The 22940-nt window shown below is 42.0% G+C and carries 18 protein-coding genes; 11 read left to right on the top strand and 7 right to left on the bottom strand.

The features are described from left to right. Both B5X60_RS13385 and preA read left to right on the top strand, forming a co-directional pair. Window positions 1-1386: an NAD(P)-dependent oxidoreductase gene (locus tag B5X60_RS13385; RefSeq protein ID WP_079703182.1), complete on the top strand. Its 1386-nt coding sequence runs from the start codon at window positions 1-3 to the stop codon at window positions 1384-1386. A gap of 7 nt (window positions 1387-1393) precedes the next feature. Further along, entirely contained in the window at window positions 1394-2662 is a 1269-nt protein-coding gene (gene preA / locus B5X60_RS13380; RefSeq protein ID WP_079703181.1) for an NAD-dependent dihydropyrimidine dehydrogenase subunit PreA, read from the top strand. Window positions 2663-2685: 23 nt separating this feature from the next. On the opposite strand, the gene B5X60_RS13375 is transcribed toward preA, so the two are convergent. Next, window positions 2686-3816 (bottom strand): carbohydrate-binding family 9-like protein, encoded by a 1131-nt coding sequence (locus B5X60_RS13375; RefSeq protein WP_079703180.1) that lies wholly within the window; start codon window positions 3814-3816, stop codon window positions 2686-2688. Between the two features lie 227 nt (window positions 3817-4043). On the opposite strand from B5X60_RS13375, the gene B5X60_RS13370 reads away from it, so the two are divergent. Next, window positions 4044-5597 (top strand): M20/M25/M40 family metallo-hydrolase, encoded by a 1554-nt coding sequence (locus B5X60_RS13370; protein ID WP_079703179.1) that lies wholly within the window; start codon window positions 4044-4046, stop codon window positions 5595-5597. 120 nt (window positions 5598-5717) lie between these two features. Continuing rightward, the gene (locus B5X60_RS13365; RefSeq protein ID WP_079703178.1) at window positions 5718-6089 is read left to right on the top strand and encodes a hypothetical protein; all 372 of its coding nucleotides are present in this window, start codon (window positions 5718-5720) and stop codon (window positions 6087-6089) included. On the opposite strand, the gene B5X60_RS13360 is transcribed toward B5X60_RS13365, so the two are convergent. Beyond that, entirely contained in the window at window positions 6086-8284 is a 2199-nt protein-coding gene (locus tag B5X60_RS13360; protein ID WP_079703177.1) for a B12-binding domain-containing radical SAM protein, read from the bottom strand. The genes B5X60_RS13365 and B5X60_RS13360 overlap by 4 nt on opposite strands. A 154-nt stretch (window positions 8285-8438) precedes the next feature. On the opposite strand from B5X60_RS13360, the gene B5X60_RS13355 reads away from it, so the two are divergent. From B5X60_RS13355 to B5X60_RS13340, 4 genes are all read left to right on the top strand, one after another. Further along, window positions 8439-9047: a superoxide dismutase family protein gene (locus B5X60_RS13355; protein WP_079703176.1), complete on the top strand. Its 609-nt coding sequence runs from the start codon at window positions 8439-8441 to the stop codon at window positions 9045-9047. Between the two features lie 137 nt (window positions 9048-9184). Then, window positions 9185-10048 carry a CvfB family protein gene (locus B5X60_RS13350; protein WP_079703175.1) on the top strand — a complete coding sequence of 288 codons (864 nt, stop codon included), beginning with the start codon at window positions 9185-9187 and terminating at the stop codon, window positions 10046-10048. Between the two features lie 62 nt (window positions 10049-10110). Then, complete coding sequence (locus tag B5X60_RS13345) at window positions 10111-10704, top strand: hypothetical protein (RefSeq protein WP_079703174.1); 594 nt, start codon at window positions 10111-10113, stop codon at window positions 10702-10704. Window positions 10705-11026: 322 nt separating this feature from the next. Next, window positions 11027-11581, top strand: a complete 555-nt coding sequence (locus tag B5X60_RS13340; RefSeq protein WP_079703173.1) for a glucosaminidase domain-containing protein — start codon at window positions 11027-11029, stop codon at window positions 11579-11581. On the opposite strand, the gene B5X60_RS13335 is transcribed toward B5X60_RS13340, so the two are convergent. Next, window positions 11582-12817 carry a TCR/Tet family MFS transporter gene (locus B5X60_RS13335; RefSeq protein WP_079703172.1) on the bottom strand — a complete coding sequence of 412 codons (1236 nt, stop codon included), beginning with the start codon at window positions 12815-12817 and terminating at the stop codon, window positions 11582-11584. A 100-nt stretch (window positions 12818-12917) separates the two neighbouring features. After that, entirely contained in the window at window positions 12918-15905 is a 2988-nt protein-coding gene (locus tag B5X60_RS13330; protein ID WP_079703171.1) for a PAS domain S-box protein, read from the bottom strand. 141 nt (window positions 15906-16046) lie between these two features. On the opposite strand from B5X60_RS13330, the gene trxA reads away from it, so the two are divergent. After that, window positions 16047-16352 carry a thioredoxin gene (trxA, locus tag B5X60_RS13325; protein ID WP_079703170.1) on the top strand — a complete coding sequence of 102 codons (306 nt, stop codon included), beginning with the start codon at window positions 16047-16049 and terminating at the stop codon, window positions 16350-16352. On the opposite strand, the gene B5X60_RS13320 is transcribed toward trxA, so the two are convergent. Then, window positions 16349-16810: a MaoC family dehydratase gene (locus B5X60_RS13320; protein WP_079703169.1), complete on the bottom strand. Its 462-nt coding sequence runs from the start codon at window positions 16808-16810 to the stop codon at window positions 16349-16351. The genes trxA and B5X60_RS13320 overlap by 4 nt on opposite strands. 258 nt (window positions 16811-17068) lie before the next feature. On the opposite strand from B5X60_RS13320, the gene B5X60_RS13315 reads away from it, so the two are divergent. Both B5X60_RS13315 and B5X60_RS13310 read left to right on the top strand, forming a co-directional pair. Beyond that, the gene (locus tag B5X60_RS13315; protein WP_079703168.1) at window positions 17069-18925 is read left to right on the top strand and encodes an ABC transporter ATP-binding protein; all 1857 of its coding nucleotides are present in this window, start codon (window positions 17069-17071) and stop codon (window positions 18923-18925) included. A 35-nt stretch (window positions 18926-18960) separates the two neighbouring features. Beyond that, window positions 18961-20028: a DUF3810 domain-containing protein gene (locus tag B5X60_RS13310; protein ID WP_221406248.1), complete on the top strand. Its 1068-nt coding sequence runs from the start codon at window positions 18961-18963 to the stop codon at window positions 20026-20028. Between the two features lie 82 nt (window positions 20029-20110). Here the strand turns inward: B5X60_RS13310 and B5X60_RS13305 are convergent, their stop codons facing one another. Both B5X60_RS13305 and B5X60_RS13300 read right to left on the bottom strand, forming a co-directional pair. Continuing rightward, the gene (locus tag B5X60_RS13305; RefSeq protein ID WP_079703166.1) at window positions 20111-21463 is read right to left on the bottom strand and encodes a Gfo/Idh/MocA family protein; all 1353 of its coding nucleotides are present in this window, start codon (window positions 21461-21463) and stop codon (window positions 20111-20113) included. Window positions 21464-21618: 155 nt separating this feature from the next. After that, window positions 21619-22914, bottom strand: coding sequence for an MFS transporter (locus B5X60_RS13300; protein WP_245803521.1), 1296 nt, complete (start codon window positions 22912-22914; stop codon window positions 21619-21621). Window positions 22915-22940: the final 26 nt, after the last annotated feature.

Below are 22940 nucleotides of genomic sequence, written 5' to 3'. Positions count from 1 at the left end.
ATGGCAATATCAGATAACAGACTTTCAGAAGAAGGGTATAAATCTAATTTTAAAGATATACATCCTCCATTTGAAAATTATACCGCGGCAGCAGTTGAGGCTAACCGTTGTATTTTCTGTTATGACGCACCTTGCATGAAGTCATGCCCGACGAGCATCGATGTACCAAAATTCATCAAACAGATTTCTACAGAGAATATAAAAGGTTCAGCCCACACAATTTTTTCATCCAACATTATGGGTGGTGGCTGCTCAAAGGTTTGTCCGGTTGAAAAACTATGCGAAGGTGCTTGCGTATATAATCTACTTGAAGAGGAGCCTATTCAAATTGCCAGGCTTCAGCGATATTCAACTGAGAAAGCAATTAAAGAAAAATGGCCACTGTTTACCCGTAAGCCTTCGACCGGAAAAAAAGTAGCAGTGGTTGGTGCGGGCCCAGCCGGCCTATCCTGTGCCCATGTACTTGCACGAGAAGGTGTGGACGTAACGATCTTTGAAAAAGAACAAAGGGGCGGCGGCCTTATGACATACGGCATCGCTGCATATAAGGTAACACCAGAATTTTGTCAGGAAGAGGTGGATTATATTCTTTCCCTCGGAGGAATAGAAATTGAATATGGAAGAACGCTTGGCGAAGATGTTCATCTTCACGAACTGGAAGAAGAATTTGATGCGACTTTTCTGGGTATTGGAGTTGGACTAACGCGCACCCTTGGCATTCCTGGAGAGGAGCTTCAGGGTGTAGCTGATGCAATTAATTTCATTTATGAAATAAGAACTAAGCCATTTAATAAAATACCGGTGGGGAATAAAGTGGCTGTAATCGGAATGGGCATGACTGCAATTGATGCCGCGACACAAGCAAAGCGACTCGGTGCTGAAGAAGTCACCTTAATATATCGTCGTACACAAGAAGAAATGCCCTGTACAGAGAAAGAGCTTAATATTGCCAAACTGGATGGCTGTAAGATTATTTGGCTCGCATCACCAAAGGAAATTATTGGCCTGGGAGGAAAGGTTTCCGGGGTAGTGTGCGATATTATGGCTTTGAACCCTGCTAGTGCCGGACAAAGAAAATTACCTGAGCCTACGGGCGAGACAATTCAGCTCGATGTTGATATGATAATTAAAGCCACCGGGCAACTGCCGTTTGAAAAGCTGGTTAATCAAAATGAATTCTTCAACAACAATGGTCGGCTTATCGTTGACGATCAAAATGAAACATCCATTGCTTCAATTTTTGCGGGTGGTGACTGCGTGAACGGAGGCAAGGAAGTTGTTGATGCCGTTCAAGCAGGCAAAGACGCAGCAGCAGGAATTCTCAATTATCTTAATATCAAGCCACTTCCAACAGAGCCTCTTATAATAAACCCCTTAAAACTTTAACTCAGAAATGGCAGATCTATCTTCAAACTTTCTGGGCATTAAGTCGCCAAATCCTTTTTGGCTTGCTAGCGCTCCGCCGACTGATAAAAAAATAAATGTGCTGCGTGCATTAGAAGCAGGCTGGGGTGGTATAGTCTGGAAAACTCTGGGATCACAGGTAAAAAATGTCTCATCACGGTATTCGGCTGTGAATTTTCATGGCGGAAAAGTTATGGGATTTAATAATATTGAACTCATTTCAGACCGTCCGCTGCAAATCAATCTCGATGAAATCAAAGAAGTCTTGCGACTGTTTCCAGACAGGGCAATGATAGTATCATTGATGGCTGATAACTCCCGTGACAGCTGGCATGAGCTGATCAAAAAAGTAGAAGATACAGGCGCACACGGCCTGGAACTTAATTTCGGATGTCCGCACGGAATGACAGAGCGCGGTATGGGAGCAGCTGTTGGACAAGATCCCGAAATTGCAAGAATGGTAGTTGAGTGGGTTATGGAATGTGCTACCGTTCCGGTTATCACCAAACTTACTCCAAATGTTCATTCTGTAGTTCCAACCGGAAAGGCAGTTGTTGAGGCAGGCACAAATGCCCTCTCGCTTATAAACACTATTCAATCTGTTACTGGTATAAACCTGGATACATTGGTTCCAAATCCTAATGTTGCGGGAAAATCAGTTTTTGGAGGATATTGCGGACCAGCCGTAAAACCTATCGCCTTAAAATTTCTGACAACGCTGGGCCAGAATGAGCTTACGAAAAACGTTCCTGTCTCAGGAATAGGAGGTGTTAGCACATGGAAGGATGCGGTAGAATTTATGCTTTTGGGAGCCACCAACGTGCAGGTTTGCACGGCTGTAATGACCCATGGCTTCCGTATTATTGAAGACCTATGCGAGGGATTGAGTAATTGGATGGACGAAAAGGGTTTTGCTAATGCAACGGATTTTATAGGAAAATCATTACCGGTAATGACCAACTGGGAAGAACTTGATATAAATTATCACATTGTTGCGAATATAAACCAGGACAAATGCATTCATTGTGGCCTTTGCTATATTGCCTGCGAGGATACAGCGCACCAAGCCATTAATCTATCCTACGGAACACCCTATAACACCTATTCGATTAAAGAACCGGAGTGTGTTGGATGTAATCTTTGCTCGCTGGTCTGCCCGGTCGACAATTGCATCACCATGATTGAACAGCGCAAAGGAGATGAATATCTCAACTGGAAAGAGTTTCAGAAACGAGGATTGCCCTTAAATGATCATTGATCAGGCTTGGGTTAACGGGCCTCCTACTGCCTGGTTGCTCTGCTGGTTTGGACCAAGCCCTCATCATTCACGCTGTAAGTTGTTTCATCCCCCATTATATAGACCATGAACTGGCGGCTGGTAGCTTCCATCCACAATTTGTTAACTTTCCCTTCCACAGTATATTCAGTGTCATTGATACCTAGATCTTTCAATTCTTTCGCATATGATCTGTTTTTTTGGAAATATTCTTTCTGCCGATAATAGACCAGCCAAAGATATTTTTTCTGGGTTTCGCTATACGGTATCTTATACTCAACGGCAGCTTTTCCTGTCTCAGGTTTACTGAAGAACACATAACCTAAACGTTCAGGATAGTGCATATTCACCAGGCCTTGCGGCGACCACACCCAATTGTGTTCCGGAAGATTCCTGCCATTCGCTCCTTTTAATTTCACGTACTTCCCATCCTTAATTTCTACATCCCATTCAACCCTGGAAAAACCTAGTCGCCAAAATTCACCGTCATTCGGAACTTTTGCAACATTGCCCATCGTTACCGCCATAAACGGGATAAACATCTCTAGTGTCCAGCCCTTGTCTACGTCAGCAGGATTATTAAGCGTACCTTGTATACTGACTGCGGTTTTCATACCGGGAGTGTTGTAGGCAAACATAGCACCACTATTATTGCGATACGGCTTGGGCATAAACAGATCAAAAATTGTATTAGCGGCGTTAATTTCTATCTCATAATAACGGTGCGTATCATTGTCCGGATCAATGAAAACCTCGAAATCATTGTCATAAAAAACTATTTCATCATGTTTTGTCAAATAAGCCCATACATGTGGTTCTACAAGCTCGGCTGCAATATATAAACCCTCCTGTGTCCAGGTCATTTTGGCCCGGGTATTCCAGGTTGGTGCCGGCCTGATGTCTCCTTCGATGTCTTTAAAATACTCAGTCCATGGTGCGCTCTGCCAGGCTGCGTCGTCTATTTTACCGTCAACCACCGGGGCTGTGTTTGTGAATGGAGCTACATACTGCCTGGGTGTTGTAAATAAAGCTTCTTTTCCAGAAAAAATTGATTGTGAATAGGCAGTCGTTTGGCTCAGCAAAGTGAGAACTACTATTAATGAATACGCGCGGACTTTATAGTTGAAGGCTTTCATTGAGGAACTATCTAATATCAGAGGAAATTAGTAAGATTTATTTAAACTCAGGAATTTCATATTTATGGGTGCGCCCTATTTGTTGTGATTTTGGTCGCCTTGCTAATCTACTCTAAGTTTTTCTCCAACAACTGAAAAACAAGTAACATGTCCGTTAAATTCCTTACGGCGTAGTCAGACAATTAATTATATTTGACCAAACCATTATAAACTCAAATTATTTATTCATGAAAACATCGATCGGACTCCTATCCGTTTCCTTATTATTTTCGGCGACCCTATCCTTCTCTCAGGCCAAAGATCCAATTGTCGAGAACATAATAAAGGAAGCAACCCAAAATTCCCAGCTAAAAAAACTAGCCCACGAATTGACCGATGGTATTGGGCCAAGACTAGTTGGAACTCCGCAAATGAAGCAAGCACATGACTGGGCAGTTTCCAAATATCAGACTTGGGGAATAACCGCAAGAAATGAAAAGTGGGGTGAGTGGCGTGGTTGGGAAAGAGGTATTTCTCATATTGACATGGTATATCCCCGGGTGAAGTCACTGGAAGGAATGCAACTTGCCTGGAGTCCATCAACAAACGGCAAAACAATTACCGCAGAAACAATTGTACTTGGAAATGCTCCGGATTCTGTAGCCTTTCAAAAATGGCTTCCATCAGTAAAAGGGAAATTTGTTTTGATCTCTATGAATCAGGCCACTGGTCGTCCTGATTATAACTGGCAGGAATTTGCCACTAAAGAGTCTTTCGAGAAAATGAAAGCCGAGCGCACCGCTGACATGGCAGCGTGGCGAAACCGTATGACCAAGACTGGCTTAACTGCCAGAAGTCTTGCATTGGCGCTAGAAAAAGCAGGTGCGGCTGGCATCGTGGCCTCTAATTGGTCTGCCGGGTTTGGAGTGAATAAAATATTCAGCGCGAACACAAGCAAAATCCCGACTATTGACCTATCCCTTGAAGATTACGGTTTATTATACCGCCTGACAGAATCCGGTATCAACCCAAAGATCAGCGTTAAAACTGATTCAAAGGAGCTGGGAATGGTTCCGACTTTCAATACCATAGCAGAGATTCGCGGAACTGAAAAACCAGAGGAATATGTGATGTTATCAGCCCATTTCGATTCATGGGATGGCGGAACGGGAGCAACTGATAATGCTACCGGCACAATTACCATGCTTGAGGCAATGAGAATTCTTAAAAAGGTTTATCCGAATCCTAAAAGAACTATTCTTGTAGGTCATTGGGGTAGTGAAGAACAAGGTCTGAATGGTTCGAGGGCCTTTGTTGAAGATCATCCAGAAATTGTGAAAAATATACAGGCTCTTTTCAACCAGGATAATGGAACTGGCAGAGTGGTCAGTCTTTCAGGGCAGGGATTTTTAAATGCTTACGACTATTTAGGTCGCTGGCTGAACCCTGTTCCAACTGAAATCAAATCACAAATCCAAACAAGTTTCCCTGGATCTCCTGGGGGTGGTGGTTCTGATTACGCTTCGTTTGTTGCAGCAGGCGTGCCCGCATTTTCATTAAGTTCATTGGGATGGTCATATGGTAATTACACATGGCATACAAACCGCGACACGTATGATAAAATCGTTTTTGATGATGTCCAGAATAATGCAATCCTGACCGCAATCCTGGTTTATATGGCGAGCGAAGATCCTAATAAAACATCCCGCGAACGGAGTATCCTTCCAATTAACTCTACTACGGGGAAGCCTTCCGAATGGCCTGCTCAGCGCTCTCCTACTCGTAAAGGCGGAGTTAACTAAACGCAATAGATTTAAATTCTCTAAAAGCGCAATCTTTGATTGCGCTTTTTTTATTTGAAATTAAATACGCAGATGAATAAGTCGAAATAAACAAAACCGGTATTCGCGGGTTTTATTAACATGAAAGCTATTCAACAATTAACTCTTGTGATATTTTTTGGATTGATCGCGGGATGTGCCACTATGAATGAAACCTCCAGGCTTGCTGGAAAGTGGAAGCTGACAGAAAGCCTGGCAGATCCGGGTGATGGAAGTGGAAAATGGAATGCGGTAACGAATGAATCATACCTGACGTTTAATACCGATGGGTCAGTTTCCAGCACAGATTCTCCGAACTTCCAAACATATAAAGTTTTGGACTCCGTCAAACTGGAGTTTACTCTTAATGATGGTAGAAAACAAGTTGTCTCTTACAAAACAGAGGGATCTACTTTAACTCTCACCCCGCAATGCATTGAAGCATGTGGCTCAAAATATGTGAAGGTAAATTAAGATAATACCAAGAGGCCCGAGTTCCGGAGCGTATTAACAGCCTTGCCGTACCAAAATGGTTCAAAATCCTGACCGGTTAGGCGTTCAAAATCCTCTTTGGCTTTTTGAAAAGTTATACGTTCAACATTCTCCGGTGAACTTATCTCCAGAAAATTACTGAGCCAGGCGGCCAGCAATTTGTCGACTTGAATGCTAAATTCTGATTTCTTGTCGTAAAATTTGAATTCTGCCAAATCCCAGTGTTTGCCCTTCTTTACCTTGTTAAAATAACTTATATGCGGTTTTGACCCGAGCCATACTAGTTTTGCTTCAGGCTTCACGAGGAAGTTATCATCTGCACTAATAGCACTTTCTATAAACCCCGGATTCACCCTGGTGCGGGGAACCTTATGGTCAAACCACGATTGTAGGGGATTTTCAAAACAAATCCCATGCATATAATTGAAAAGAGATTTCTTCAGTCCATAGCTGAAGAGTTCATGGTTGGCACCACCCGGATCGTGATGAATAATATCGTTATTTGCAAAACTTCCAATAGTTGATGTCGCGCGCGAAACATTGAATTGCTCCGGATACATTCCGACAGGACTATGAGCTGTCATAGCAAATTGATGCCAAAAAGCAGATTGTAAGACTCCTGATTCAAACATCTGGCGAACCATCTCCAGCGAGTCTATAGTTTCCTGAGCGGTTTGCGTGGGGAAACCGTACATCAGATAAGCGTGAACCATGATCCCGGCCTGGGTAAAGTTATTTGTTACCCTGGCTACCTGCTCCACAGTCACCCCCTTTTGAATTAACGCCAACAGGCGGTCAGAAGCAACTTCAAGACCGCCTGATATTGCGATACAACCTGAAGCTTTGAGAAGCAGACATAAATCTTTGGTAAAGCTTTTTTCGAACCGGATATTGGTCCACCATGTTACCGTTAGCTTCCTTCTGATAATTTCCAGAGCCAGGGAACGCATCAACGCAGGGGGTGCTGCTTCATCAACAAAATGAAATCCATTCTGGCCGGTCTGTGCTATCATTTCCTCCATTCGATCGCATAGCAGACCCGCGGCAACAGGCTCATAAATCTTAATGTAATCTAGAGCTATATCACAGAAGGTACACTTCCCCCAATAGCAACCATGGGCCATTGTCAGTTTGTTCCATCTCCCATCACTCCACATCCGATGCATCGGATTTACAATTTCTATAACTGAGATATAATGATCCAGCAACAAATCAGAGTAATCGGGAGTTCCCACTTCAAACTGCTTGTAATCTTTGGATGTGCTTGAGTTAATATACTCCACAACACCATCGTTCAAGATGAATGTCCGCTTTAATTCACTTACCTTTCGTTTTCCATCCAGTAGCTCTACAAGGTGTTCGAAAGGCGCTTCTCCATCATCCAGACAGATGAAATCAAAAAACTCGAATACGCGAGGGTCAGAAACTGAACGCAGTTCCGTATTTGGGAATCCTCCGCCCATCGCAATCTTCACACCCGGAAAGTTAGCTTTGATACATTGTGCCGAACGAAATGCTGAATATAAATTACCTGGAAACGGAACTGAAAATGATACCAGCTCAGGACCTACTAAATGCATTCGCTCAGCGAGTATTTCGATTAGTAAATTATCAACATAAGTGTTTTCTTGCTTTAATGAATGATACAGTTCGTCAAAACTGCCAGCCGATCTGCCCAATCGTTCGGCATACCTGCTGAATCCGAAATTGGGGTCAACACATTCAACGATAAGGTCAGAGATATCCTCAAGATACAGGGTGGCCAAATGTTTTGCCTTATCCTGAGTACCCATTGATCCGAATGCCCATTCCAATTCTTCTGTTTGGCCAAAGCGCGAGGCTTCAGGTAGAAAATCCTCCATGCATATCAAATGAGAGAGGGTTGGATTTTTGCCTTGAAGAAAGGATATGACTGCATCAACCGTTCGTATATAGTCATCCTTTAAAGCAATAATCCGGCTTGCATTGTCGCTCAGAGGAACTGAAGACTTTTCAGCTTCATTGAAAACACTATCCAGCCCTTTAGCTGAGAACAATTTTAAAATCACCTCAATACCAAGATCAGCCTGTGTAGCGGGAATTTTTTTGGTATTGAGAAAGCCCTTTAAATATGCCGTCGCTGGGTACGGTGTATTCAACTGCGTAAATGGTGGCGTGATTAATAATACTTTCGTCAAGTGCCCAAAATTGTCTGTACAAAAATATCCTTATTATCTGAGATAATGAATTAGCATCTTAGCCTTTGCCAAGGATTGATTGTGCATTAGCTTTTCATAAAACCTTATCTGAATCAAAACGTTATATACAATATCAAATCCTAAAAACTTTATTATGAAAAAAACATCAATGTGGCTAACCTTACCGCTTTTTATTGGGGTGATGGCAGCATGTACTAACACGAACAAAACTGATGCTATGCACGATTCGACGATGCAAGCCGATAGTGCGACAATGGATACAACTGCAACGATGGGGGGTGTAGCTACCAAAGCTCACGCTGATATTGCTGCTACCAAAACTGACACTACGGGTAGTGGCCGGGTGGAGTTTACCAAAAAAGATGATGGATCTGTTGAAATGACTTTAAACGTATCTTTCCCTAAGATGGCAAACAAAACTGTCGCAGTTCATTTTCATGAACATGGTGATTGCGGAGACGCCGGCAAAGGTGCGCATGGGCACTGGAACCCAACAAATGAAGCACATGGAAAATGGGGATCAGCAGCATACCACTCCGGAGATATAGGCAACGTTCAATTAAATGGTGAAGGAGCTGGCACGGTGACTGTTTCCTCTAACAGATGGACTATTGGTGGGGATGAGAAAACAAACGTCCTTGGCCGCGCAGTTATTGTCCATTCAGGTGTTGATGACTACAAAACACAGCCAACTGGAAATGCAGGAAGCAGAATTGGTTGCGGTGTAATTTCAGGAAACTGATAGTCAATTTATAAAAAATGAAAATGCCTTCGACAGTTCGGAGGCATTTTTCGTTTCCAGACTGTCTGAACAAAATGCATTCAGGTTGTTTTCATATCTTTGCATTTTATACCTTCCCGCCATAAAGCTTAACAATCATGATAGACATAGGAAAGTTCAATGAACTCAGATTCATAAAAAAAACAGATACCGGACTTATTCTTACCGATGGTGAGAAAGAAGTGGTTCTTCCTTATGTCCATGCTCCTCAGGAAGCTGAGATAGGTGACAATTTACACGTTTTCGTTTTTATACATAGCGACGGCCGTCTAATGGCTACCACGGAAACTCCAATCGCAATGGTTGACGAATTTGCTTTTTTGGAGGTTGTTGACGTAAATGAGGACGGAGCGTTCATGGATATGGGTATTGGTAAGGATGTATTTGTTCCGGAACGCGAGCAAAAACGCCCTATGAAAATTGGGCAGAAATACGTTGTTTACTTATTCACCGATGAAAAAAACGAACGCATTACTGCTTCTTCCCGCGTGACAGATTTCATTGACCAGGATATGCATGATCTCGAAGAGGGCGATGAAGTTAGTTTACTCATTTTTGATGAAAGTGATCTTGGTTATAGTGCGATCATTAACCAGAGCTACACTGGTCTGCTCTATCACAACGAAGTATTTGAAGATCTTCACCCCGGAGATGTTAAACGTGGTTTCGTTAAAAAGATAAGGGAGGAGAATAAGATCGACTTAAGTTTGCAAGTAATTGGATTCAGGCACATACTTGATCTCAAAGATACATTGTTACAAGAATTACGGGACAATGGGGGCATCATAAACCTTGGTGATAAGAGTTCCCCAGAAGATATTTATAACCAATTGAAGATTAGTAAAAAGGCTTTCAAAAAAGCTGTGGGCAGCCTCTACAAAGAAAGACTAGTGCTTGTATCTGACGATTCGGTGAAGCTGGTGCAGGCCAATGCGGCAGAAATCGATAAAAAAGCTGACTAATATTTGCGTTTCCCGCTAAAAATGATTAAAATTAGTTAGCCTGGACGCTTTAATATTCAATTATGAAAACTTCCTTTCTAACATTTTGCATTTTATGTGCTGCACTGATCACAAGTGCCCAATCTATCATACCCCCGGCCGCTATTCAAATTCAGACTGCCGTACTCGCTGCACCAGCTGATAAGCGCGAAAATTCCACAGTGTTGGGGTATAATGAAAAAGGCGAATTTATAGAGTTGAGGAAAGGCAGCAATGAAATGATTTGCCTTGCCGATGATCCGAAACTTACCGGTTTTAGCGTTGCAGCCTATCATCAGGACCTCGATCCTTTTATGAAACGTGGGCGGGATCTAAGGCTTGCAGGAAAGTCAGCCAAAGATGCTTCTGATCTGCGTGATGAGGAGGTAAAAAGCGGTAGGTTGCTTATGCCTAAGCAACCTACTACTCTCTATGTATATACTGCAAAAGCTGAAAATTACGATGCGGCTACAGGTAATGTGAAAGATGGCTTTCTTAGATATGTTATCTATGTTCCGTATGCCACTGCCGCAAGTACAGGCCTTCCAACAAAACCAGATGTTCCAGGTATGCCTTGGCTAATGGATCCGGGATCCCATCGCGCCCATATCATGATTACGCCCGCTCCCAAAAATTGACCAGTTTGTCATTTTAATGTCATAACGACCCCATTCTCGAAATCCTAATTTACTACGAGTCTTTTAGGCCCACATCAGAACAGGTTGGTTAAAAAACCTCACCAAACACACGCGAAAAGCAAGTTTTTAACCAAATTAAGTGTCTGTTTTCGGGATCAAATGTTGTATACAAAGACATACACAACGTTAGAATCGCTTTGAAAATATGCCTTGAGATATTAAAATAACCCGTTTCGACAAAACAAATCAAAATATGTGCCGTTATAGATGAAACCTTTTCTTAAACCGATTATCACAACGATCAACCTAACTGAGAAAAATTATGAAGGATCTATTTAAGCAAGGAAAAACTATGAAGAAATACATTTACCACGTACTGGTGCTGGCACTAGGCTACGGGATTGGGTTTGCATATAATGCAAAAGGTATATTAAATGCTTCAGAAGGAAGGGGTAAACAATCCCAAATAAGTAATATTCCGAATGAGTTTTCTGAAAAGGCATTAATCGCTTTGATGAAAGAACTCAAGATTAAATACCCCGAAGTTGCCCTATCACAAGCAAGACTCGAAACAGGTAATTTTACCTCCGATATTTTCAAAGAAAACCATAATCTGTTTGGAATGAAGATGGCGGAATTAAGACCTACTTCAGCAATTGGAATAAACAGAGGTCATGCTTCATATTCAAATTGGAAAGAATCTGTAGTTGATTACGCTCTTTACCAGAGCTATATAATATCTCGCTTAAAAAATGTGAGCAAAGATGCTTACCGTGAGCACATTCAAAAATATTACTCAGAAACTTCTGATTATCTCGCAAGAATCGATCGTGTTGGAGTCGATAAAATTGACGATGTTTTCAAAGTAAAACTATAATCAGGGATTTGTTTTCCTGTTGATAAAGACGTCCCGTTTCATTGTGCGGGCAGCAATGACCGCACTTACAAACATTAAAATTGCTCCCGCGAAGAAAGGGGCACCGGCAAACTTCACAGGAGCACCGGGTCTGGTAAACCAGGCAAAAAGGTTGGTCATCAGCAATGGTCCGACAATCGACGTCGCACTCATCAGGCTGGTTAAGGCCCCTTGAAGTTCACCTTGCTCATTTTTGGGGACGTTCCCTGATATTATCGACTGAAGTGCCGGCCCTGCAATTCCTCCTAGGCAATAAGGGATCAAGAATGCGAACATCATCCATCCCTGGTTGGCAAATGCGAATAAGAATAATCCTAATGAATAAAGGCCTAATCCAACATAAATACTTTTTTCGTCGCCGAGTCTTGGGTTAGTATACCGGATTAATACACCCTGAACCAAAGCAACCAGCAATCCAACAACAGTTAAGGATATTCCCATAAGCGCGTTGCTCCAGTTGAATTTTTCGATATTGAAAAATGTCCATGTGCTTTGTACTGCATGGGCAGAGATGTAGACAAAAATCAGCGAAACAATCAAACCACCAACTCCTTTATATTTTTTCAATTGCAGCAGTGAACCTAAAGGGTTGGCTCGCTTCCATTCGAATGGCCTTCGATGCTCTTTTGTAAGAGACTCAGGAAGAACGAAGTATCCATATATAACGTTCAGAAATGTAAGGATCGCAGCAGCAATAAAAGGTACGCGCGGACCAAGCTCTCCAAGTAAGCCACCTAATCCGGGACCAATAATAAACCCGAGTCCAAAAGCAGCCCCAATCATGCCAAAATTCTGAGCCCGATTCTCATCGGTACTGATATCAGCAATATAAGCGGTTGCAGTAGTAAAACTTGCACCGAATATGCCAGCAATTATTCTCCCCAGGAACAACCACCAAATACTGGGAGCCAATGACAGGAAGATATAATCTATACCAAAACCAAATAAGGACAGCAGGAGTACTGGCCTTCTGCCATATTTATCACTTAAATTACCAATAATTGGAGCGCATACAAATTGCATAATGGCATAAGCAAATGTTAGCCAGCCGCTCCATTGAGAAGCTTCGCTAATGTTTCCATGCGTTAGCTGTTTTATAAGCTCCGGAAATACCGGAATTATAAGTCCAAGCCCCGTTACATCAATTAGTAGGGTAATAAAAATAAAGCTCATTGCTGCTTTTCGGGAGGTAGGCATATTGGACTAATAGTGAAGCAAAAGGTTAAGGGCGCAAATATAATGGATTTAAAACCGGCCTTAAAAAGTGAAGGCTATTTAAAAAATGTGGGATTCGGCTTTAAAGAAGTTTTTCCTGATCGGGAATATTGAAGTAAAAAGTACTTCCTTTCCCCTGAATACTTTCTACCCAGATTTTTCCACCGTGGCGTTCAACAAAATTTCGGCACAGGCCAAGTCCCATACCAGTACCTTTTTCACCAAGTGTACCATATGACGTAAATCCAGTGTCGTCGCTAAATAACTTTCCCATATCATCAGGAGGAATCCCTATGCCGTCGTCAGTAACCGAAAAGAGATAACCATCTCCCTTTCTTTTAGCAGAAATAAGTACAGTACCTTCTTTGTTAGTGAATTTTATTGCATTGGTTACGAGGTTCCGGATGATCGAAGCCAGCATGTGTTTGTCGGCCATTATCGATACACCTTCTTTTATCTCCTGATTTAACGTAATGTTTTTAGCCTCAGCAAGCGGTGCAAGCTTCTTAATAGTATGTCTGACGTCACTGGCGAGGTCGTCTATCTTTGAAGGAATGAAATCAACTGAATGAAATTGGATTCTTGCCCATTCCAAAAGATCTTCGAGTAATTCATGTGCATTGAGAACACCTTTCTGCATCATCTGCATATACTCGATTAGCTCGTCCTTGCTTGTATTGTCGATGTCCATAAACACTACTTCAAGCAAACCCACACATCCTGCAATAGGGTTTCTTAAATCGTGGGCAATTACAGATAAGAGCTTATTTTTCTGATCATTAAGCGTGTTAAGGTCGTGGTTGAGAGATTTTAGCGAATCTTGCTGCAGTTTCCTTTCCGTAACATCACGCATACTGCCTTCCGTCCCAATAACCTCCCCATTACGAATAATCAACTGAGCATTCACTGATGAATATTTTTTCTCTCCTGCCTTCGTTTTTAAACGTACTTCAAAATCGGTAACTATCCGGTTGGCCTTAATGGTCTCTACTAGTTGTTCTCTATCCTCGATATTGAAGTAAAAGTCTGTGACAGGCTTTCCAATAACCTCATCCCGTGCATATCCCGAATGCTTTTCTATCGAAGGGCTGATTTCAGTTACTATCCCTGCCTGATCCGTTTGATAGAAAACATCTTGAATATTTTCAAATATTCGCCGATACTTTTGTTCGCTTTCAAACAATGCACTTTCGGCTTCTTTAATTTTTGTTATATCGTAAGTTATTCCTAGCAAGCCTGTGATCTTGCCATTATCATATAATGGAATTTTCGAGCTTAAGAGGCATCTTGTACTTCCATCGATCCACGTTACAATTTTTTCACGATTTACAATTGACTTCCCTGATTTAAAAACCTCCTGGTCCTCTGCAATGGCAATGCGAGCGAAATCCAAAGGAAATAACTCAAAATCATCTTTACCCAGAATTTCTGAGGGCTGTTTTGCACCCATAAACTCGCACTCCGCTTTATTGACAAGCAGTTTTCGCGACTCCAAATCCTTAATAAAAATCCCTGTAGGTATATTGTCAATCAGTGTACGGAGCAGTTCACGTTCTTCGCGTAAAGCACTTTCAATATTTTTTTGCTCCGTGATATCCTGGATCTGGACGGTCCAGTGGGATGGCTTATAGTCTATGTCATGAACAACGGAAGTAGCCTGATGAACCCAAACTACGGCTCCGCTCTTATGTAGAAAACGCTTTTCGATTTGATAGGATTTTTTTATTCCTTTTAAAACTTCTTCCATCAACGGCAAATCCATATCACGATCGTCGGGGTGTGAAATTTCTTTCAAAGTACGGGACATCAATTCCCGGTTAGTATATCCTAGAATACGACAGAAACTTTCATTAACCCTTATCCACTTACCATTTATATCCATCAGCGACATTCCAAGCGCTGAATACTCAAATGCGGCACGAAATTCCGCTTCACTCAAACGCAGATTTTCTTCAGCTTTTTTTCGCTCTGTGATATCAACCATGGAAACACTCGTCCGCTGGACACCGTTTGAATCTACGAACGATACAGAGGATATCTCGTGCGGAAAGCGTTCACCGTTTTTTCTTATTCCTGTAAGTTCAGCATTCGCAGAACCTGTTTGCTCCCTTTTTTTAACATATGCCGCCAAATTGGGATCATCAGTGTCCATAATACCCGTCCTGCCTAATGCTCGCATCTCGTCAATTGTGTATCCGAACATATCCAATGCAGCCTTATTTGCTTCAAGAATATATCCGTCTGGCTGGATCAGGAAATGTGCGTTCAGGGAGTTTTCCAGAATTGATTTATATTTCTCCTCACTGTCTTTTAACTGGATGCTCCGGATTTTTAGCTCTTGGATATCCTGAATTGTACCTGATATTCTAATGCAGGATCCATCTTTGAAATGAGGATTCCCGCGTATGCGAATCCATAGAGGATCGCCCTTAGCAGTAATAATCTCCAGGTCTATATCAAAAGACTTTCCATCGTTTATTGCTTCAGCAATTAACGAATCAGATAAATCTCGATTCAGATCATCTTTGAAAAATTCGCGAATTGTTTGCAGGTCAGGCACAAAGTCTTCTTCAACCTCATAAATATGTTTTACCATTGAAGACCAAAACATGGACCCTGTAATAATGTCGTATTCCCATGATCCTATCCTGGCCGCTTCATTTGTTTCATTGAACAGGTCAAGATTACGTTTAAGTCTTAATTCGTCAACTACCCGCTTAGTGATATCTTCAGAATACATCACCATCCCGCATATGGTCCCGCTGTCATCTTTCCAGGGACGGATATCCCAACTAAGCCACTGCACTTCGCCATTCATCCTGACGAACTTATCCTGGGAGTTCTTTTGCGCTTTACCTTTCAAGCAGTCTGCATGAATCGCCTTCCACTCATCCCCGATTTCAGGGAAGAGATCGTAATGGGATATTCCAATTATTTTTTGGCCCTTTAGATTATAGTCGTCAATCCACTGTTGTGAAACGGCAATATACTTCATCTCCAAATCCACAACCGCAATGGCTGTTGGTGTGGCTGAAATAATATTGACTAAAAGATCAACAGAAGTGTTCATTCTATTACAGGGCAAAATTAGCTAAACAATATCCTGGCAAAACAGTTACGTAAAAGTACGGTCTTTATATGGTGTACGTCAAAACAGAATTGTTAAAAATTATATATTGTCTGCAATTTAGCAACGTATAAAAGTGAATTTATGTCTGCGTTCAATAACATTTTGAAATCCGATCAGCCAGTGCTCGTCGATTTTTCAGCAGAGTGGTGCGGCCCTTGCAAAATGATGGCACCAATCCTTAAACAGCTAAAATCAATGGTTGGGGACAAAGCGAAAATACTCAAGGTCGATATTGATAAAAACCCGGCAATTGCCCGTCAATATAATGTCCAAAGTGTTCCAACACTCATTCTTTTTAAAAACGGTGAAATTAAATGGCGGCAATCGGGAGTTATTCAGGCAATACAATTAAAACCAATCATTGATGCACAGATAGAAACTATCTAATCGATGAAATGGTATAAGAAAACAACATTCCCGGCAAATGCAGCCTTTTTTTGATCTTTAACTTCAAGTTCAACATGGATAGTTGCTTTCGTGATCCCGCGGAGGTTAGCGATTGCCACCAATTTAACCTTGAGCCTGACTTCACTATCGACCACTACAGCCTGACCGAATCTTAAGTCTTCAATCCCATAATTGATTTCCATCTTTAGATTCTGGATATCGACAATTTTCTTCCATAGATAAGGTATAAGAGAGAGAGTAAGATAACCATGGGCAATTGTTGCTTTAAAGGGGCCCTCACTTTCGGCTTTTGCAGCATTTACGTGTATCCATTGATGGTCCAGAGTTGCATCTGCAAACTGATTGATTTGTGCCTGGTCAATTTTATGATATGGTGAAGTGCCCAGATCCTTGCCGAGGTAGGCTTCAAATTCGTCGTAATTCTTTATAATAGTCATGCTTAAAAGATTAATATGGTATTGCACACTGATTCATAGGAAATATGAATATAGCAAAGCTTTTATCAGCAAATCATATTTGCTGATGCTTATTTTCATTGTTGCGATGATCTACATTTCGCCATGCTGTCCTCCCATCAATAAATAACAAAGCAATCGGTATAGTCATAAACATAACACACCAATGAATGTTGACACTTAGAAATGTTTTAACATCAGAGAATTCCGTATGATACTAAATATATAAGTTTGCCCAGGATGAGTGAAAAAAGCCGCTTCGAGAAGAAGCCGAGGAATTCTATTTCAGCAGATAATTTAACATTTAGGCAGCGCTTGTCCGCCCTTTCCAATTTACCGGGGTTTTTGAAGTTAGTATGGCAAACAAATCCGGGAATGACTCTAGCCAGTGGGATTCTCCGCCTGATCCGATCAGCACTTCCCCTGGCCATGCTCTATGTTGGAAAGCTTATTATAGACGAAGTTGTTGAAATCAGTAAAGGAACGCCGACAAATAGCCACGATGATCTCTGGATCCTGGTTGGCATTGAATTCGGGCTTGCAATTATTACGGATGTACTAAATCGGGCAATAACTCTTATCGACAGTCTTTTAGGTGATTTGTTTTCAAATTTCACCTCGGTTCAAATAATGGATCATGCTGCGACGCTCGATCTTGATCAATTTGAAGATTCTGTATTTTATGATAAGATGGAACGGGCAAGGCAGCAAACGATTGGCAGAACCATGCTCTTATCGCAGGTAATGAGCCAAATTCAGGATATAATAACAATGTTATTTTTAGCGGGTGGACTTATCGCATTTAACCCCTGGCTTATTCTGCTGCTATTTGTTGCCATCATTCCATCATTTCTTGGAGAGTCACATTTTAATGATAAAAGTTATGCGCTTACCCGTGGCCAGACCCCTGAGCGGAGGGAATTGGACTACATCCGTTTTCTCGGAGCTAGCGATGAAACAGCCAAAGAGGTAAAAATTTTCAACCTCTCAGGTTTTATAACTGACCGGTTTAAGACTCTATCCGGAAAATTCTACAAAGACAACAAGAAATTGGTCGTAGGCCGCGCCGGGTGGGGGGCATTTTTCTCTGTTTTAGGAAGCGCCGGGTATTATCTCGCCTACGTTATTATTATATTAAGAACTATTGAAGGAAAAGTAAGTATCGGTGAATTAACCTTTCTTGCAGGATCTTTCAGACAAATGCGCGGGTTGTTGGAGAGTATTTTAACCAGATTTACCAGCATTTCTCAGGGTGCAATATACCTAAACGATTTTTTCGAGTTTTTCGAGATAAAGCCCCGAATCGTTCCGGTCTTGGGATCTCTACCATTTCCCGTACCTATGAAAACCGGATTCGCGTTTGAAAACGTGGGCTTTCGCTATGTCAACTCAGATCGGTGGGCAAATCGTTATTTAAACTTTACGCTGCACGCCGGGGAAAAACTTGCCTTAGTGGGCGAAAATGGTGCAGGGAAATCTACCCTTGTTAAATTGCTTGCACGTTTGTATGACCCGACAGAAGGCAGGATACTTCTGGACGGGATAGATTTAAAACAGTATGATCTGTTTGACCTTCGGAAAAATATGGGTATTATTTTCCAGGATTTCTTAAAGTATCAAATGACATTTGCACAAAATATTGCTACAGGAAACATCGTCGAAAAAGATAATCGAAGCTTGATCGAAATAGCTGCCCAAAAGAGTCTGGCTGATCTTTTGGCGAAACGCCTGCCAGACCATTATGATCAGATGTTGGGAAAACGTTTTGCGGATGGCGTGGAATTATCTGGGGGCGAATGGCAGAAAGTTGCCCTCGCACGGGCATATATGAAAGACACCCAGCTAATGATACTAGATGAGCCTACCGCTGCCCTGGATGCAAGAGCGGAATACGAGGTTTTTGAGCGCTTTGCAGAACTCACAAAAGGGAAGTCGGCAGTATTGATTTCACATCGGTTCTCAACGGTTAGAATGGCTGATCGGATCCTTGTGCTCGACAAAGGCGAGCTTGTGGAGATTGGAAGCCATGAGGAGCTGCTGGATAGAAAAGGACGTTATGCAGAGCTATTTAATCTTCAGGCAATGGGATACCGTTAATGATGAAAGCAGCAACGAAGAATCAGTTTCCTAAAATGCAGTCTACACTGCTTTGGATAGCATGTATGTTTATTTTGCTCATGATTATTTTCAGCCTGAAAAGATACCCCTTGTTTGTTGAAAAATATTATTCGACCGGTCTCTATACATTCGTTCGAAGTGGTTTCCAATTCCTTTTCAACTATATACCTTTCAGCCTTGGCGATGTCCTCTACATTCTTGTGGTTTCACTTACTACAATAGGTGTGGTTAAGCTCGTCAGGCTATTGATTCGGAAGCGAATAGCAGATGCGGGCTTTGTTTTTTTAAGGTTTATTCTTAAAATAGAAATTGCGATAGCGTTATTTTACCTGCTCTGGGCTCTAAACTACTTTAGACAGCCAGCAATTGACCGATTAAATCTTGAAAATAAGGAGTACGATGTTGCACAGCTTGTATCCCTAACTTCCCTGCTGATTGATTCAACAAATGCCACGCGCGCACGCCTAAAAGCTCAGGACTTCAGAATTTCACATGACGAAATAATAACCCATGCTTCCAAAGCAGTTTCAAGCCTATCTTCTTTTGATCCTCCCCTTCACGCAATCAAGCCATCTGCAAAGAAAAGCCTTTTGAGTCCCCTGCTAAATTATATCGGTACCGCAGGGTACTACAATCCATTCACGGGGGAAGCGCAGTTTAACAGTTTGATGCCTTTGTATACCCAGCCATTTGTGGCGTGCCATGAAATGGCTCATCAAATGGGTTTTGGAGCAGAAGATGAAGCCAATTTTGCAGGTTTCATAGCTGGCAAATCTTCGGATAACAGGCTGTTGAAGTATTCTGCTTACTATTTAGCAGCGCAGGAATTTATGAATGAGGTTTGGAGAGCCGACAGCACGGCCTTCACCCAAATGAAAGCAAGGATTTCTCCCGGGGTGATTCAGGATCTTCAAACTGAACGGGATTACTGGACAAAGTATCAGGGAGGTGCAGCCCGATTGAGCAGCATTTTTTACGATAATTATTTGAAAGTAAATAAACAGCCGGGGGGATTGAAGACCTACAACCGAATGATTAAGCTTTCGATGGCTTATTATAGAAAAAAAGGATCCATCAAATGAAAACGTATTGCGCTTTAAAAAAAGAGATCCTGACCATTAGTCGGTCAGGATCGGTTTTATGGCTGTATTTTAAAACAACCTATTATACTTTGGGTTCCCATCCTCTTTGATATTCCCGCTTCCAAAATTTCATAGCATCCCTGTCATTTTTTATATGCCCGTTGGTCGGATCAATATTCAAAGTCTTTCCAGAGCGTTGGGCAATATTTCCAAGCTGAACTAACAATGTACTTTTATGTCCGCCAAAAATATCTGCATTTAATGCTTTGCCATTTTTTATTGCATCAAAGAAATTCTGGAGGTGGAATGCATCCAGTTGCTGGGAAGGGCTCGTGAGACTGCCGGTATTAACAACAGAATCTGCCTTAACCTGTTTAACGATCTTGTTTTTGAGATCATATATCGTGTAAGCATTACCTCCGGTAATTACCATCGAGCCATTGTCGCCGTAAAAGATAACGCCCACGCTATCACCTTCGATTTGATGAGGGTTACAGCTTCTTCCTTCCCAGGTTATAGTTGTCCGGTTAGGGAATTCCATGGTTATTACCTGAGTATCTGGAGTCTCCCAATCATCTTGAAAACGATAACGACCGCCTGCTGAAGTAACCTTGGTCGGATAATCAACACCAAGGCCCCAGCGAGCTAAATCAACCATGTGAGTACCATTATTTAGTGCTTCGCCAGTACCCCAGTGCCAGTGCCAATGCCAGTTATAATGAATAAGATTATCCTTATAAGCCATCCGCGGTGCTGGTCCCTGCCACAAATCGTAATTGAGCCATGCAGGTACAGGGGCAGGCTTACCTATCCCAATTGAAGGGCGATTATTTGTATACCAGGTTTTGGCAAAGTACGGGCGCCCGATGACACCAGCATGGAGTTCTTCAATACCTTTAACAACATTTGGCCATGAGCGGCGCTGGTTGCCCATTTGAATTACATTTTTATACTTCTGTGCCGCAGCAACCAGCATTTCTCCCTCATGGGGATTGTGGCTGCAGGGCTTTTCAAGATAGACGTGCTTGCCGGCAGCCGAAGCCAGGAGAGCGGCTGGTGCATGCCAATGGTCTGGAGCGGCAACTACGAGTGCATCAACATCTTTATCTTCTAGTGCTTTTCTGAAATCAGGTACTGCAGTTGGTGAGGTGCCTTGTATCTTCCGAACACTGTCAATACAAACCTGAGCAGCCCGGCTGTCTACGTCACAAACATTATAAACTTCACAATTCTTCTGAGCTGCAAAATTATTGGAAAGAGCAAGTCCACGGGAATTCACTCCCATGACAGCAATCTTCAACCGTTCGTTCGCCCCTAAAATCCGGGCATAACTGCTCGCGCTAAATCCTGGTAAAATACCACCAAAAGACAAGGCGGCAGCACCGGTGACAGTTTTCTTAATAAAATCCCGACGGGATTCTGATGTTTTAACCATAGCAAATTGTTTTTTGGCGCAAGCCGTGATATTTCTGTTTATAAATGTTCACTGCAATAATAACCGCGAGTCGCATTTCAGGTGGCACAATATCCTACCCCTGAATTGATGTTTTCATATTTTAAAATTAGCACAAAAAATCACATTGGCCGAAACTACAGTTCAGAAATTGGTGTCATCTTGGGCACCAGAACCCGGAACATTAAAAACCATGCAATTAAATAGGCAGTACCACAAAACAAGAATAAAATATAATAACCGGTTTCGATCTGGCCTATTGATCGATAATGATCCAATAGTGCACCGGCGGTTTTTGCAATTAGTATTGCACCAAAGCCGCCAAACATTCCTCCTATTCCTATTACAGCACCGATGGATCTTTTGGGAAACATATCTGACACAGTTGTAAATATATTGGCCGACCAGGCCTGATGTGCAGAGGCTGCAATTCCAATAATTATTACCGCATACCACATATTATAAGATCCTGCTTCCTGCGAAAACATTACCATCAGTGGAAAGATTGCGTAAATAAGCATGGATGTTTTTCTGGCTCTTACCATACTCCACCCTTTGCTTCTTACAAACCACATTGGAAGCCACCCGCCCAGTATGCTGCCTACACCAGCCATTATATAAACTACTGCAACAGGAATACTAACTTCCATTCCTACCAGTCCGTATTCGGCAATTAAGAATGCTGGTAACCAGAAAAGGAAAAACCACCAAACTCCATCGGAAAGAAATTTACCTACTGCAAACGCCCAGGTCTGTTTGTAGGTCAAGAGTTTAGTCCATGGAATTGTAGTTTTTGTGTCTTCAGATCCTGTTTCATTCATATCAGGATCACTGTGTATATATGCCAATTCAGCTTCAGAAACGCGTTTATGTTGTGCCGGTAACTTATACATCGAAAACCAAAATGCAAGCCATAAGAAGCCAACTGCACCAGTGGCAATAAAGGCCATTTGCCACCCATATGTCACAGCTAGCCATGGAACAACAAGTGGTGCAATAACCGCCCCGATGTTAGTTCCACAGTTGAAAATTCCGGTTGCAAGTGCCCGCTCTTTTTTTGGAAACCATTCCGCAACAACCTTAATTGCAGCCGGAAAATTTCCTGCTTCGGTCACACCGAGAAATGCCCTGAATACGCCAAAGCCAAAAGTGCTGGTTGCAAATGCATGCATGATCGATGCTATACTCCAAAGGAATAAAGAAATCGCATAGCCTAGTTTAGTTCCTATTTTGTCGATGACACTCCCAATTCCAACCATTCCCAGAGCATAAGCTAACTGGAAGGCAGCAACAATGTTCGCGTAGTCCGATTCAGTCCATTGAAATTCCTTTTCGAGAACAGGCTTTAATAAACTAATCACCTGTCTGTCCAGATAATTAATAGTAGTCGCAAAAAATACCAGGGAACAAATTGTCCAACGGTAATTTGTCATTGGCTTCATCTTTTTGTGCTTAAATT

The organism is Daejeonella lutea, from assembly GCF_900168015.1.
Classification (GTDB): Bacteria; Bacteroidota; Bacteroidia; order Sphingobacteriales; family Sphingobacteriaceae; genus Daejeonella; species Daejeonella lutea.
This window is presented reverse-complemented; position numbering and strand designations above follow the sequence as displayed.